The 15917-nt window shown below is 44.1% G+C and carries 15 protein-coding genes; 2 read left to right on the plus strand and 13 right to left on the minus strand.

What is annotated here, in order from left to right:
* Positions 1 to 36 precede the first annotated feature (36 nt).
* Genes tpx through sppA form a run of 3 tightly spaced genes read right to left on the minus strand, consistent with a single transcriptional unit; the run spans position 37 to position 2181 of the window.
* Entirely contained in the window at positions 37 to 540 is a 504-nt protein-coding gene (tpx, locus tag L7D49_RS15960) for a thiol peroxidase (protein ID WP_238082608.1), read from the minus strand.
* Between the two features lie 36 nt (positions 541 to 576).
* A complete protein-coding gene (locus L7D49_RS15965) occupies positions 577 to 1167 on the minus strand; it encodes an RDD family protein (protein WP_238082611.1) in 591 nt (196 codons plus the stop codon).
* Positions 1168 to 1179: 12 nt separating this feature from the next.
* Entirely contained in the window at positions 1180 to 2181 is a 1002-nt protein-coding gene (sppA, locus tag L7D49_RS15970) for a signal peptide peptidase SppA (protein WP_238082614.1), read from the minus strand.
* A gap of 106 nt (positions 2182 to 2287) precedes the next feature.
* On the opposite strand from sppA, the gene L7D49_RS15975 reads away from it, so the two are divergent.
* Entirely contained in the window at positions 2288 to 3088 is an 801-nt protein-coding gene (locus L7D49_RS15975; RefSeq protein WP_238082617.1) for an NAD kinase, read from the plus strand.
* Positions 3089 to 3131: 43 nt separating this feature from the next.
* Here L7D49_RS15975 and rarD read toward each other — a convergent pair whose 3' ends face one another.
* The 6 genes from rarD to ezrA form a co-directional block, all read right to left on the minus strand.
* A complete protein-coding gene (rarD, locus tag L7D49_RS15980; protein WP_238082619.1) occupies positions 3132 to 4037 on the minus strand; it encodes an EamA family transporter RarD in 906 nt (301 codons plus the stop codon).
* 129 nt (positions 4038 to 4166) lie between these two features.
* The gene (gene mbcS, locus L7D49_RS15985) at positions 4167 to 5738 is read right to left on the minus strand and encodes an acyl-CoA synthetase MbcS (RefSeq protein WP_238082621.1); all 1572 of its coding nucleotides are present in this window, start codon (positions 5736 to 5738) and stop codon (positions 4167 to 4169) included.
* Between the two features lie 176 nt (positions 5739 to 5914).
* Positions 5915 to 6124 (minus strand): small, acid-soluble spore protein, alpha/beta type, encoded by a 210-nt coding sequence (locus L7D49_RS15990; protein WP_238082623.1) that lies wholly within the window; start codon positions 6122 to 6124, stop codon positions 5915 to 5917.
* A gap of 78 nt (positions 6125 to 6202) precedes the next feature.
* Positions 6203 to 7405 carry a tRNA uracil 4-sulfurtransferase ThiI gene (thiI, locus tag L7D49_RS15995; protein ID WP_238082625.1) on the minus strand — a complete coding sequence of 401 codons (1203 nt, stop codon included), beginning with the start codon at positions 7403 to 7405 and terminating at the stop codon, positions 6203 to 6205.
* Positions 7406 to 8539, minus strand: a complete 1134-nt coding sequence (locus tag L7D49_RS16000; RefSeq protein ID WP_238082627.1) for a cysteine desulfurase family protein — start codon at positions 8537 to 8539, stop codon at positions 7406 to 7408.
* Between the two features lie 111 nt (positions 8540 to 8650).
* Entirely contained in the window at positions 8651 to 10342 is a 1692-nt protein-coding gene (gene ezrA / locus L7D49_RS16005; RefSeq protein WP_238082812.1) for a septation ring formation regulator EzrA, read from the minus strand.
* A 214-nt stretch (positions 10343 to 10556) separates the two neighbouring features.
* On the opposite strand from ezrA, the gene L7D49_RS16010 reads away from it, so the two are divergent.
* A complete protein-coding gene (locus L7D49_RS16010) occupies positions 10557 to 11036 on the plus strand; it encodes a GAF domain-containing protein (RefSeq protein ID WP_238082629.1) in 480 nt (159 codons plus the stop codon).
* A 72-nt stretch (positions 11037 to 11108) separates the two neighbouring features.
* Here the strand turns inward: L7D49_RS16010 and megL are convergent, their stop codons facing one another.
* From megL to L7D49_RS16030, 4 genes are all read right to left on the minus strand, one after another.
* A complete protein-coding gene (gene megL, locus L7D49_RS16015) occupies positions 11109 to 12311 on the minus strand; it encodes a methionine gamma-lyase (RefSeq protein WP_238082632.1) in 1203 nt (400 codons plus the stop codon).
* 133 nt (positions 12312 to 12444) lie between these two features.
* Positions 12445 to 13407 carry a hypothetical protein gene (locus L7D49_RS16020; RefSeq protein WP_238082633.1) on the minus strand — a complete coding sequence of 321 codons (963 nt, stop codon included), beginning with the start codon at positions 13405 to 13407 and terminating at the stop codon, positions 12445 to 12447.
* Between the two features lie 18 nt (positions 13408 to 13425).
* Positions 13426 to 13770, minus strand: coding sequence for a hypothetical protein (locus L7D49_RS16025; RefSeq protein ID WP_238082636.1), 345 nt, complete (start codon positions 13768 to 13770; stop codon positions 13426 to 13428).
* A gap of 256 nt (positions 13771 to 14026) precedes the next feature.
* A complete protein-coding gene (locus L7D49_RS16030) occupies positions 14027 to 15889 on the minus strand; it encodes a GGDEF domain-containing protein (protein WP_238082638.1) in 1863 nt (620 codons plus the stop codon).
* Positions 15890 to 15917: the final 28 nt, after the last annotated feature.

Genomic DNA, 15917 nt, shown 5'->3' on the forward strand with positions numbered 1-15917 from the left:
TATTTGAAAACCCACCCGTTTCCGAGTGGGTCTCTATTATTCAGATAATTTTTTTACCGCTTCCAGTGCTTTATCATAATCTGGGTGGTTCGTCACTTCGCTCACGTACTCCACATATTGGATCGTATCCTCTTTGTCTATGACGAAGATGGAACGAGCAAGAAGGCGAAGTTCATTTATAGCCACTCCATACGCTTCCCCGAATGAAAGATCACGATGGTCGGATAGGAGTTTAAGATTCTCAATTCCTGCATTTGCCTTCCATCTTGCCTGCGCAAACGGAAGATCGACGGAGATCGTCATCACTTCAATGTCATCTCCGAAGGAATTCGCTTCATCATTGAATTTTTTTGTCTGCTCAGAACAAACGCCTGTATCAATAGATGGAACAACACTGATCAAACGGATCTTCCCCTTGGAGCTGGCAAGCGTGACAGGTTGCAGATCATTTGATAAAACTGTAAAATCAGGAGCTTTATCCCCCACTGTCACTTCTTTTCCGAGCAGCGTTACAGGATTGTTTTTAAATGTAACTTTCATCGTCAAGACGCCTCCTTCTCAATTTCCTTCATTCTACTAAACATGCGGAGCGTCTTGCAACTGTTCCCCCTCGTCCATTTGCCGTTTCACCATAACTGTCTTCATTTCAAAAGAGTGCTCATGGATGACAGCTGTATCTGCAAACAAGTCATGCAACGCTTCCTTCTTCGGCATGAATATAGCTAGCAAATACGGGATGAGCAAGGTTTTGGAGATAAAACGCCCGATGACTTCCCGGAATAGTATGGTGCCCCATGTCAATGGCTCCTCATTCTTTTGAATAACCCGTATACCTAAAATCATCTTTCCGGCTGTCTGGCCCAGCAGTTTGGTCATAAAGGCAAAATACGTTAAAAACAGAAGCAGCAGCACAATTTTATATGGGCTGAAAAGGAGGAAATCCGGGTTCGATATTTCAAATCCTGCTACCCTAAAAATCGGTTTGACTACGATGCCACTTATGGATGAAACGATGATCAAATCGATGATATACGCCCAGAACCTCATCCAGAAACCTGCGTATTTGGGCAGAAACTGTTCCGTTCTGACCATTTCATAACGCGGTGCCTTGTGCTGATCCATACCTGCAGCAGAGGATGGAATCAGTTCATTGTTATGTTCCGTCATCCTGATCCCTCCTTATTTCTCACCATATAAATACATCATTCGCGGTGCGTCATAATCGGATAATAATTTGCCGATCAGTTCCGTTTCAACATTACGTCCAAACAATCCATCCAACTTCACACCAAACAGCGAACCAAAACTGTCCGATGAGGCGTACTCAAATACCGATGCATCTTCCAGGCCGAAATCTTCTTTCATCGCTGCAATGGCATCGCCCGGTTTTCCTGCTTCATCCGCAAGACCCGCCTCAATTGCTTGTCGGCCATTCATAATTCTTCCGTCTGCCACTTTCTTCACATCCTGGACTGACATATGACGGCCTTCCGCTACGATATCAACGAATCGCTCATAGGAATCGTTGATCATTTCTTGCAGCATATTGCGTTCTTCTTCAGTCATTTCTCTGGAGCCGCTCATAATATCCTTATACGGTCCTGTTTTAATCGTGTTGAAATCAATTCCGTATTTCTCTGCCAGCTTCGCATAATTGACACTTTCCATAATGACACCGATCGAACCTGTTATGGTCTCGGGATGGACGAAAATTTTCTCAGCAGGCGCCGAGACGTAATATCCTCCCGAAGCGGCCATGCCGCCCATTGCAACATAGAATGGAATTTCCTTGTCCGTCTGGATGGACCGGATCGCATCATAGATATCGGAGGATTCCATGACGCCTCCGCCAGGAGAATTGACAACGAGGACGACTCCTTTTACCGTTGGATCATCATAGATCGAATCGAGCTGGCTCATGAAAAACTGATGATCGTAACCGACAGCGCCAAAAAGAGAGCTCGGCACATCCTGAATAACACCATCGAGCGACAAGACAGCAATTCTTTCGTTTCCTCTTCCTTGTTCAATCACATTTTCCGTTAGCATCGCAGGATCATTAATACTGTCCCAAAACGAAGTGAAATCCCTCGTAAATATGTACGATAACGAATTAACGCCAATTGATACCACAAGTAATGCGGCCGCAGCAATTATCGCAATCCATCTTTTGCTGTTCATAATAGCAACCCCTTTCCTTTCATTCATTAATCTTATACGATAGTAACGATAAAACGTTTCATTCTCACCTCAATTGCCGTCAAATTATTTGAGAGGAGGCTGCTGTATGGCCGACCGAAGGAATATTTATATCTTTTCAAAACAGGATGCGGAATCACTTGCCAAGAAGGAAATTGTGAAAGACGCCCTCCATCATGAAGGATTTTTTGTAACCGACCAAGCAAACGATGCCAATATCATCATCTCACTTGGAACAGATGGCACCTTTTTGCAAGCTGTCCGAAAAACCGGGTTCAGGCAAGACTGCCTCTATGCAGGCATTTTGACGGCGGGCAGGCATGCCATGTATTGTGATTTTCATTACAACCAACTGCTCGAAGTGATTCAATCTATCCGAAGATCCGAAATCGAAGTAAGGCGGTATCCGTTGCTCCAAGTGGCGATTGACGGCCATGAACCATTCTATTGCCTAAATGAGTTCAGTATCCGTTCAAATATCATTCGGACGTTCATTTTAGACATTCTGATTGATGAACAATGTTTCGAGACATTTCTAGGAGATGGCCTGATCATTTCGACTCCGACTGGAAGTGCAGCCTACAGTAAGTCAGTCCGCGGTGCCGTCATCGATCCTTTACTGCCATGTTTCCAAGTGACGGAATTGGCTTCGGTTAATAACAATAGCTATCGGACGTTAGGATCTCCATTCATACTCAGCGGTCATCGAAAGCTGCGTCTTCACGTTCATCAGGATGGGAATAACTTCCCGTCTGTCGCGGTGGATAACGAAGCTCTCGGCATTCGCAGAGTTGAAAATGTCGAAATAGAGTTGAGTACTAAAATTGTTAAAACAGTGAAATTAAAAAACAATTCATTCTGGGAGAAGGTCCAGCGGATTTATCTATGAAAAAACAGGCCTGCCTGGTTGTACCGGGCGACCTGTTCTTTTTTCATACATGGCTTCTTCTCATTTTTACGGTTTCATACACTTTAGATGTTGTAAATAGGATAAGGGCAGCCCATATGAAAGAGAAAGATAATAACTCTTGCTGTCCGAACGTCTCATGATACATAAGAACACCAATGATCAGCATCAAGGTCGGTGCAATGTATTGAATAAAACCGGATAGGTAAAGAGGAATCCGCTGAACCCCTTTTGCATAGAGAACAAGAGGAAGTGCCGTTGCCACCCCTGTCAAAATGAGCAAAACATCTGTCTGCGTGTCGACGTGGAGGAAACGGGCTTCTCCTGTAATAAACAACCAGATATAATACCCTACTGCAAACGGGAAGATGAACATAGTTTCGATTGCCAGCCCACGCAATGCATCTAATTGAATGTTCTTCTTAATGAACCCATAGACTGCAAATGACAAGGCGAGTCCGACGGCAATCCAAGGGAATTTCCCATAAAAAAAGACCATCGTAATGACACCGATTGCAGCAAGTACAAATGCCGCTTTTTGTGCTGAGGACATCTTCTCTTTTAAAAATAGGACACCTAACAAAACAGATACAAGGGGATTCATATAATACCCCAGACTCGTTTGAACGATAAAATGATGATTGACGGCCCATATGTAAATAAACCAATTCGATGTTACCAAAACAGAAGCTGCAAATAAGCTCCAGAAACTTCGCTGATCCTTCCATAATTTACGGAAGTCATGGACGAGTTGTCCACCTCCGCGGATAAGTAATACCACAAGGAGGGTTGATATAAATGCCCATACGATGCGGCCTGTTAATATTTCATCACTGCTGACATGCTCGAGGTATTTCCAATAAATCGGCATGAAACCCCAGATGACGAATGACGCAACCACCCATATGACACCATTGCGGTCTGTTTGCATGGACAGATGACCTCCTTTATTATTTCATGTTACGAAAGAATAATGTCATTATAGACCTAAGTTTTTTATTCGTAAAGAACAGAAAAAACCGTTTGCCCACTTTTCGTAGCAAACGGTTCAATTGATATGTCACTGTTGTTCCTTTTTACGCAATTCCACGCGCATGATTTTACCGGAAGCCGTCTTTGGAAGTTCATCCATGAATTCGATCTTTCTTGGATATTTATAAGGAGCAGTCAAGCTCTTGACATGTTCCTGCAAGTCTTCCACAAGCCCTTCTTCGCTTTTCCTCGCAGGATCTCTTAGAACAATAAACGCTTTTACAACGCTGCCTCTGACTTCATCGGGACTTGCCACTACTGCACATTCCCTGACAGCTTCATGCTTCGTGAGCGCATCTTCCACTTCGAACGGTCCAATCGTATATCCGGAGCTGATAATAATATCATCTCCACGGCCTTCAAACCAGAAATAGCCATCCTCATCCAGTTTTGCACGATCCCCTGTAATATAATAATCGCCACGGAACTGCATTTTAGTCCGCTCGGGATCGTTCAAATATTCCTTGAACAAGGCGGGAGTGGATATATGGACTGCAATATCTCCGACCTGCCCCGGCTCCACAGGCTTCCCTTCTTCATCTACGATATCCACTTTATTGCCCGGAGTCGGCTTGCCCATTGATCCCGGTCTCGCTTCCATGCCGACCATCGTACCGACAAGCAATGTATTTTCTGTTTGGCCGTAACCGTCACGGACAGCCAAGGAGAATACTTTGTCAAAGATATCGATTACTTCACGGTTTAAAGGCTCTCCCGCTGATACTGCGTTGCGGATGGATGATAGATCGTATTGCTCCAACTGATCAGCCTTTGCCATAAAGCGGTATTCCGTCGGGGTGCAACATAACACATTTACTTGATATTTCCCGATTAGGTTTAAATAAGTGACTACATCAAATTTCCCATCGTACACGAGTCCTGTAGCTCCACTTCCCAAAACAGATAGGAACGGGGACCAGATCCACTTTTGCCATCCCGGAGCAGCAGTTGCCCAGACGACATCCCCTTCTTTAATGCCAAGCCACTTTTCGCCAGCCGTCCTTAAATGGGCATAACCCCAGGCATGCGTATGAACAACACCCTTCGGTTTGCCAGTCGTACCTGACGTATACGATAGAAAGGCCATATCCGAGCCTTTTGTATTGGGTGGTGAAAAATCGGTTGATGTTTGTTCCATTAATTCGGTTAATGAAAGCTGGCCTTCTTTTGCCTTTCCGATAACGAATAACTGGACGTCACCAATATTTTTCACCTCTTCAAATTGATCCGTAAAAGCCTCGTAAGCGACGATAGCTTTCGCGCCACTATGTGCTAAGCGATATTCGATATCAGACGCCCTCAGCATTTCCGAGCTTGGTATGACTGCAATCCCCGCCATCAATGCTCCAATGTATGTAATGTAGGCTTCGATTCTTCTTGGCACCATCACCAGTACGATATCACCTTTTTGAAGGCCATTTTCAGTGAAAACGGCAGCCGCCTTTTTGGCTTCAACTATTAATTGATCATATGTAATCCGATCTTCTGCACCATGTGCATTGACATATATCAATGCTTCTTTGCCACTGCCATCTGCATACCGTTCAAATTCGGAAACGATATTGTATTGTTCGGGTGCAAGTAATTCTTCACGTTTCATAGTACAGTCCCCCTTTTTCTTTCCATTAATTATACGGACTTTTTTAATTGATATCAATTTTCGGACTCCAAATTTTAGTCTTTGATGAATGATCACATGAACAAACAAAATACGGCAATGCTAAGGAGGATAGAAAAAGCCGCCCCGTTTATACGGGACGACTTCTTTAAAGCATGTTATTGTTGTGTGTAGTTGTTCATTTGCGATTGAGCTTGACGTACTAATCGCTTCGTGATTTCTCCGCCGACGGAACCGTTGGCACGCGATGTAGCATCTGCTCCAAGTTGCACTCCGAATTCTTGTGCGATCTCATACTTCATTTGATCAAGAGCTTGTTGTGCACCAGGAACTAGAAGTTGGTTTGAGTTGCTGTTGTTGTTCGCCATTGTCTCTCACCTCCTTGTGACTATAGAATGGACTGTATCCAAAAAATCATGCAGGAGGATTTATGGTAATTTTTTCTTTTATAATAAATCATCAAAATCAGTCGGCTGCTTTGCCGCCTGATCAATAACAGTCCGCTTGGCAATTGCCTCATTAATCAGCGGAGTAAAATCAAAATAGCTCTCATAATGTGTTACCTTCTCGAGACGAGGTTTCGTCTTCGGATTAGACGGTGTAAAAATGGTGCAGCAATCTTCGAATGGCCGGATTGAAATATCATATGTGCCAATACGCTGCGCGATTTCAATGATCTCCAGTTTATCGGATGCAATTAACGGTCGCAGCACTGGCGTAGACGTTACAGCATTGATAGCCGTCATGCTGTCCAGCGTCTGGCTGGCAACCTGTCCAAGGCTTTCTCCGGTGACAATACCCATCGCACCGATTTCGCCTCTCACTTTATCCGCAATTTCCAACATAATTCTTCTCGTTGTCGTCATGGACAAGTTGTTTGGCACTTGCTTGACAATCGCTTGCTGCAGTTCAGTGAAAGGTATTATATGAAGACGTATATCCGCCCCGAACGTACCTAGCCGATCGGCCAAATCCATTACTTTTTTCTGCGCCATCTCACTTGTAAATGGCGGGCTCGCAAAGTGGATCGCATCTAGCGACACGCCTCTTTTCATCATTAAGTAGCCTGCTACCGGGCTATCAATTCCACCAGACAGCATGAGCAGAGAATGGCCATTCGAGCCCACAGGCATACCGCCTGCGCCTTTATACGTCGCGGCTGTCAAAAAGGCTCCATCACTTCGGATATCGACAAGCAGTTGGATATCCGGCTTTTTCATCTTAACAACGAGTTCAGGGAAATGGCGCAATACATGGCCGCCTATTTCTTGTTGAAGTTCCCCCGTCACGAGCGGAAATGATTTGTCCGAACGCTTGATTTCCACCTTGAAAGTCTTGCCTGCCGTTTCAACGGAAGCGATAACATCGAGCGCCTTTGCTTTAATTGCTTCCAGCTCTGCCTGACATTTGGCAACCGGGCTGAACGATTGGATGCCAAATATAGAAGGAAGCCGTTCAATTGCTTCCTTCATATCCTCATTATCAGTTGCCTGCAAAAACATACGGTCGCGTTCTGCGCGCAACTTCACTGTCGGAAGATCCCGCATTGCTAATTGAATATTCTTTTTCAATCTCCGTACAAATGTATTACGATTTCTACCTTTAAGTGATAATTCTCCATAACGGATTAACAGCTCATTCCATTCCATTTATTTCAATTCCCTTCCAAGCAGTTTCATAAATGCTGAAAAAACAGTTTCGAATTTACTTATTTCCTCATCGGTATTATCTTTTCCAAAACTGATCCGGACAACTCCGAATTTGTAGTCCTGATTCAAATGAATTGCCTCAATCACATGACCGGCATTCGAACTTTTTGAAGAACAGGCACTCGACGTAGAAAGATAAATCCCGTTCTCTTGAAAATAATTGACAGCCACTTCGCCTTTAATTTTTGAAAAAGCGAGAGATACTATATGGGGTGCGCCGCATTGTGGTGCGATCACTTGAACACCTTCATATTGGTCTACAAATCGAATCAATCGGTTTCGCCATTTGCGGTACGTTTCATTTTCCTGTTCCACTGCGCTTAGCCGCATCGCTTTCGCAGCAGCCACTGCATTTGGAACTGAAACGGTTCCACTACGGATACCTTTCTCCTGGCCGCCTCCGAAATTAATCGGCGATGGTGTCATGCCTTTTTTCATCACAAGCACTCCAGAGTTTTTCAACCCATTGATTTTATGCGCTGAAACGGTAATAGCATCCGGCCCATTTTTATGAAGCTTGACAGGCAGCTTGCCGAAACTTTGCACACAATCCGAATGAAATATCGCTCGGGAGTTTTGATGAACGATGTCCACAGCCTGCTCGATCAACTGTATTGTTCCAATTTCGTTATTCACATGCATGATGCTAACAACGGTCGTTTCCTTTCGTACAAGCTGCGCTAATTGTTCAAGTGATATTCGGCCTTGCTCATCCACAGGCAAATAATCCACTTCAAAGCCGTTTCGCTCCAAAAATTGGCAAGCATTCAGGACGGATGGATGTTCAATGGCCGTTGTGATGATGTGAGAGCCTCTCGACCGAAGCGCATAGGCAAAACCAATGACGGCTAAATTATTGGCTTCTGTACCGCCAGAGGTGAAATTAACCTCTGCATCTTGACTGCCTACTAAAGAGCGGATTTGTTCTCTGGATCTCTCCAGTAAAGCTTCCGCCTCTCTTCCTTTCCCATGGATGGAAGCCGGATTGGCGAAAAAGCGCCGGTTCGCCTCGACAAAAGAGGTTAGCACTTCTTCGTCGGGTCTCGTTGTTGCACTATTATCAAAATAGGCCATTTCATTCACATCCTTTAATTTTAATTGGAGACGCCGGAATTTTTGGAATCCCTCATTATAAGCGTGAGAAAGCCACCTGCATATGATATGCCGGTGGCTATGTTAACAGTGTTAGACATGCTCCTTCAACATTTCCTCAATACGCTTCATAGCACCCGGTTCCATTTCTTCGACCGCAGTCGCAGCCTCTTCAAGCGCTTTTGCATATCGGAATTGACGGAATGACTCTTCCGCATCCATTAATCTTGCATGCACTATCGGATTTGAAGCCCTAAATCGGTTGCCATATTGTATGATCAATTCGATCAACATTACATTTTCCAGCATTTGATCGACTTTCTCGTTTACATCATGGACGGCTTTTTCAGCATTTTTCAAATACGATTCTGCCACTGCCATGTTTAACGGCACTTCCTGTAAACTTTGTGAGACAAGGAAAATCTGTTCTTCCGCTTCCTCCAGCCTCGCATCCATTTCATCTGGAATTCCAGGTATGTTGGCTTTATGAAGCTTGCGGTCCGCCGCCTGCAATTCACGCGACAGGTCAGCCAGTTTGGTCCGTACATTATTTTCATCAATCCGAAGATTTTTAATCCGGTTCGCGAAATTCTCCTGCTCTTCCGCAATCTGCTCCATTTCATCAGCAATGCTTTTCAACTCTTGCTGCAAAGTGGTATAAGCGGATCCTTGCTCCTCAAACATGAAAGCGAGCGTAGAGAAACGCTTTTGCAATGCTTCCAAGCGTTTTACCGCAGTTTGAGGAATTTTAGCTTCATCTTCTTCTAGACGATAACTTTGTTGGACATAGACTGCTTCATTGGAAATGTCCCTTGTCATGCGGGTCATGGATTCAAGCTCAGCAGCGATTTTTTCATAGTGGCTGTCGACATATTGTTTCCCAATGACCTCATTTTCAAGCGCATCATAGAATGAATCGATCTGATCGTTCATCTCCTGAACTTGCTGTTTCACGGCATCGATGTCAAGCAGCTTCACTTTAGCCATTATCTCATCAAGTTTCGTTTCAATTGAGGTAAGTTGCTTAGGAAGTTCAAGATGCTGCAGATTGTAGGATTGCTCTTCCATTTCGCGTGTGCCGTTTCGCAGCTCTCTGATGGCGGAAGGAATCTTATTTTGCACTTCAACGAGCAAACTCGGTATGTCATGAATCAACTCGGATAAGCGTTCGCCCTTAGCAGAAAGATTGATCACAATTTCTCGTGCCACTAAATAATTACCGTTATCTGTCAATTGATCGTACTCTTCAAATTTCGGATTGAACGATTCAAGTTCTTGTTCCAATGCTTCGATGGCAATGCCGAAGGAATGCTGATGGGCAAGCAATGTCTTACGGGCCGTCCGGTATTGTTCCTTCAGCTTTTCAATTTCAATGCGATTTTTTTCTTCGCTGCCAATCAATTCATTCAATTCATCCAATATTTCGTTCTTCCGTTTATCACAATAACGAATCTTCTCTTGGATATCTTTTTCGGTCTGGGTCGCTTTTTTAAATTTAAACCGATCGACCATATCTTCGGCGTCAAACAACATCGAGTCGATATTTGGCATGTGGACGTCAATGACTTCTGTCCACTCATTCCGCCACCGCTCGAATTTCTCTTCCGTTTCGCCTGTCATATTCAATTGTTTTACTTTCATCATTTCTTCAAAAATCGGTTTGTTCTGTATTTGCATTTTTTCATTTTCCAACCGCTTAATTTCACCTATATGTTTACGCCTGAATAAAAAGGCGATGGTTATGAGTACTATAAGAAGTAAAATTGGAATGATGAAATATTTCATCATTGTGATCCCCCTATTCCGCATCACTGAAATGAGACATTCTAATTTGATATTATCTTATATAGTAACATGTTTAAAGAGTTTTCGCGTTATAAATGAATGATTTATAGGGAAAAATACATTTTTATCTGGAGAAAGCATGAAATTTGTAGAAAAAAAGACTTTCGACGTATACTGAGGGAAGCGAACATCGTATTGAAGGAGGACGTTTTATATGTTTACAACAGTGACTTATTCATCAGATCCGAAGGAAAAATACTCTCAATTGACAAAGCAGCTGGATGCTCTTTTATCTGGCGAAAGAAACCGGTATGCCAACTTGAGCAATGCTTCCGCGCTGTTAAATGTCTTTTTTGACCGTATCAATTGGGTTGGATTTTATTTAATGGAAGATGGGGAGCTTGTGCTTGGCCCTTTCCAAGGCTTGCCAGCGTGCATCCGGATTCCTCTTGGCAAAGGGGTTTGCGGAACAGCAGCGGAGCGCAAAGAAACGATAGTCGTAGAAGACGTTAATGCGTTCCCAGGCCATATTGCTTGTGATGCCGCATCGCAATCCGAAATTGTCGTTCCGATCATTAAAGACGGCGAATTGATCGGTGTTCTTGATATCGACAGCCCCGAACTGAACCGCTTTACGGACGATGACCGTCAAGGTCTTGAAGCATTCGTAAAAGTTCTGGCTACCCATTTATAATCTATAGAGTTATTAGTAATATGAAAAGGCGGCCATTCGATTGATTGAATGGCCGCCTTCTTATCTATTGTTTTATAAAGCCTTCACATTATCGCGTTCCAATACAGCAAATGCCTGCTCCAAATCAGCGATTAGATCGTCGGCATGCTCCAATCCGACAGAGAGGCGGAGCAATGAATCGGTAATGCCCATTTGCAGACGTTCTTTTTCGGGAACACTGGAATGGGTCATCGTTGCCGGATGTTGAATCAGGGTTTCTGCATCCCCTAAACTAACTGCAATTTTGATCAGGGACAAACTATCCATGAATCGCTGTGCCCCTGCTTTCCCTCCCTCTACTGTGAAGGAGATTAAACCGCCGCCAGCGCTCATTTGACGTTTGGCAATATCATATTGCGGGTTATCTTCATCGAACGGATAATAGATGGTTTCCACACAAGCTTTTCCTTTTAAATACTTGATTACTTTTTCAGCATTGGATGTGTGCCGTTCCATCCGGACAGGTAGCGTCTTTAATCCACGGATCAGTAACCAGGCATCAAATGGAGACATGATCGCCCCGTAATCTTTTTGTACGGACATGCGGATCTTTTCCATCTCCTCCTTATCATTACCGACAAGAAGACCTGCAATCACATCACCATGGCCATTAATATATTTCGTAGCGCTGTGCAAAACAAAGTCCGCTCCGATTTCCAGAGGGTTTTGCAAATAAGGCGACGTGAATGTATTATCAACGACAACACGGAGTCCATGGCGCTTGGCAACTGCTACGACCGCGTGCAGATCTACCAGTTCCATAGTCGGATTGATCGGTGTTTCCACATAAATGCATACAGTTTCAGGCTTTACCGCCTTCTCTATTTCGTCTTCCGTCATCATCCGGATGAGGTCATGCGTAATCCCATACTTCTCTTCCATTAGTGAAAGCAACCCAAACGTACATCCATAGATGCCTCTTGAGCACAGGATATGATCCCCGGCTTTTGTTAAATGAACAAGAATGGAACTGACCGCTGCCATGCCCGAGCCGAAAGCGAGGCTGCCTTCGCCTTTTTCCAGCACTGTCATTCTCTCTTCCAGCACACGCACAGTCGGATTGCCAAGTCTGGAATAGATGTTGCCGGACTCCTCACCTGAAAACCGCTTTTCCCCAGTTAGCGCAGTGTCAAATGAATAAGTCGATGTTTGATACAGAGGCACCGCCAAACTTCCATGATGCTCCGAGTCATCATACCCCTCGTGAATGACAATCGTGTCCTTATGAAGTTTCATAGTATGCTCCACCTTTCGTTTAAATGAAATCGCTTACATTCCCCTTTCTCTATTATACTACTTCGTCATGAAAAAGAAAAAGCCTTGTCTTCCAAACTTTAGAAGACAAGACTTTTATTATAAAGAAATGCCATTACGGCAAATATTCATATCTCACATCAATCCAGGCATTTTGCAGGCTCTTTAATCCCAAATCCGTCGCAACACGAGGCGTCAAATCGATTCCGGCTGGATTCAGAACCTTCCGCCCGCTTTGATCCTTACCGCCATTATGGCCGTTCGTGTACGCCGCATAGGCTTGCGGCGTGCCTAACGGCAAATCGGTAAATTTCCTGCGAGGATTCGTCCCGTTTTTAGCATCCCAGTAATTATCGTCTGTGTTCCAAGGTCCCACTTCATCGACCTTAACACTGCGGACAGACCTGCCAGTTGCCGGATTGTATACGTTTACGACATATGGCGGCTTTCCATAGATCGTACGTAAATTCGATGGAATGTTTGATATCCACCCTAAATTCGCAAATTTGACGTACTTATCCGGCAACGCCACTTCATACGCACCGCTCGTATTCGGATTGTATTGGGTCGCAAATACTCTAGATACCCGATCTATATCCGCATTGACATCCGTCCTGGCAGCAAGCCATTGATTCCGATAATCAATCTCTTCCTTCCACCATTCCGATATCCAGGCTTCCAGCAATGTGTATCTCTCACCGAAAAAGTCCTGTAATGCGAGATTCCGCTGCGCGAAGACATCTTCAGCGATTCTATTAAAGGTAGTAGCATCTTGCTGATCCTGCGGTGAAAGTTGATTGAGACTTTCCGTCACCATGGATCTTTCTTTCAGCCCCCACTCTTTAAGAAAGTCCATTTCCTTCTCAGATAGGTTCAGGTCTTCCTGCAACTTTTCTACGTCCTTCTCTAACTTCTCATCCATCGTCCACAGCAGGTAATTGAACACTTCCTTATCACCGTACAGCGGGTTATCAGATTTAAAATCGGCGCTGCCATCCGCTTGCACCTCGTTCACCCAAAACCCGCTTAGCAACATGGACAGGACAACTAATAAAGTCAGACATAACTTTTTATACAATAACAAGCTCCTTTTTCGTCATTTCGTAACGATTCGGTACCTTTTCACGTATAAAATTCCTTTCTCCCCATCACCAGGATGGGCAAGCTCCAGTTCAATTGATTTGCCATTCGTCAATGGGAAGACCGCTAGCTGTGTGTGGTCGCTACGTTCCTCAATTACAGATTCCCCAGACTCATCCACCTCGATGCCCTGCAGCGAGCTGATAAACTCCCTGGACACTTGAACCGGATCATTCAGACCTGCTCGATGGCCTGCGTCATACTCACTTTGCAAGCTGGACAATTGTGATTCTGTGATGTCATTTTCAATCCATGATCCGTCACCGTTTTTTGTACTGCCGCATGCCGCCAACATCAACAAAAAAAAAGCGCTGTAACCTTCCGAATCAACCTATGACTCCTCCTCTTTCAATGTCCTGTGCCAAGCTACATCATTACCTTTTGCTCCTCTCATTGCAGAACTAAGATTAATTCTAATGCAGCTATAAATATTATCAATAGTTAGAAATCTTTGTTTTTCTTTCTACGACCATTCCATTAACAGGCAAGAAGAAATTATTCAATGATGGCATCTTCCTGCCTATTTAAACTACAGCTGGAGGATGAGACTAAAAACCTCATACTTTTGTTAAAAAGCCTCCATGCACAACAAGCTGATTCTTCCCTGTGTTTTTCGCCTTATAAAGTGCCTGGTCTGTATCTTGGAATAACTCTTTGAAGGAAGTTTTCTGATGGAGGGACCAATTGTTCATGCCGACAGAAATCGTAACTTGCGGATCTGTCGATTTCGGGACGAGTTCAACCAATTCACTGGCGAAATCAATTCCCTTCTGCTTGGAGATAGACGGAAGAAAGATAGCTATCTCTTCACCGCCCCATCTGCATGCAATTCCCCTTCCCTTCACAGCTTCGAGGATCACATCTGAAATTTGTTTCAGCACCTTGTCTCCGACAGCATGCCCATACGTATCATTCACCATTTTGAAGTCGTCCACATCAATGAGAATAAATACTCCCGATTCATTATTCTCCATGGCCTTTTTCATGTAGTTGTCCAAATAGCTTCTTGTAAACAACTTAGTCAAATTGTCTTTGTCGACTAGCTCTTGCAATTTATCACGAAGCTGAGAGTTGGAAATGGCTAAAGAGGAGTGTCCGATCAAGGACCTCATTAATTTAAAGCTATCAAAAGAAAAGAAGTATTCATCTTTATGCAGCAGCAAGACAAACCCTGTCATTTCCTTCTGGTGGGTGATCGGGATCGAAACGAGCGATTTGAAAGGAAAACGTGCCGGTTCCTTTACAGCCAGATGAATATTCGCTTCAAATATGGACTCAGCTCCGCCTTGCAAGCGGGTCGAGGCAAACTCTAAATAATCGGCTCCTCCCAGTTCAAAAAAGAAATTGGAGCTGACAGTGGAAACTTTATATTCTCCGCTCTCTTCATAAAACACAAAAGCGATCTCCATCGGCTGAAATGCTTTAATTAACTGCTGTTTGAGGAATCGGAGCATATCGTTCATCTCAAGATTACTGTTTAGATTTCGAGATACTTCATTGACTAACTGCAAATCTTCTACGAGCCGATGGGATTGGTCATATAAAGAAGCGTTTTCCAATCCATTGCCAGCCGCATTCGATATCATACGCACAAAACTTCGTTGCATCGCGGAGAAGTCCGTACCTTCCGGAGCAATGATCTGCAGGACACCATAGATGCCTTGCCGCCCTTTGATGGGAACATTCAAAATGCTTCTAGCCAAGTCTGACGCATGCTCGATCGTCAATTCTCCTGATAAGAACGCATCCACCGCGGAAGCTCGCTCATTTAAATAATCAAACAATCGATAAGAGAAGGATTTCCCCTTCTGCTCATGAGATAACAGCAAGTCCACTTGGAACGAAGGGAACGTTTGGGTGACAGCTTTCACCACGCCATCCAATATCACCGCACTGTCCATTGTGGCATTGAACAGCTCCGTCACTTCGAATAGCTTTCTATAATTCTTCTCCTTCTCACGAAGAGAATGCTGGCTTACCACTTGGTCGATAAAGACACTGACTGCCTTTTTCAACTCATGCAATAATGGAGTCGAGGCGAAGGAGTGCCATAAGTCTGTCGACCGGAATAGCATCGCGCCAAGCGGATCTAAATCATTATTCCTAAAAATGAGATAATCGTCCGCAAACCCATATCCCCGTTCAGTAATCTGAACAATGAATTCCTTATCGTTAAAAAGTTCCCGACTGTCGATGTAGTTGGATAACAGCGCCTCTGTCGACTCTTTCCCGTGCTTGCAGACCGGCAGGAACCGGTTGCTTTCATACAAGAGGAAATCAGCTTGGTCAATACCGAAATGGGACGAGAAGAGACATTGCAGTGCTTCGAATGTCTGCTCCAATGGAAGCCCTTCCATTGTATTCGCGCTCAAATCAAAAAGTCCGCATTTCATTTCATATAAAATCGTTTGATGATTCATACCGATGTCACCCCTGCTACAATCGTAA

The organism is Sporosarcina cyprini (assembly GCF_022048975.1).
Classification (GTDB): Bacteria; Bacillota; Bacilli; order Bacillales_A; family Planococcaceae; genus Sporosarcina; species Sporosarcina cyprini.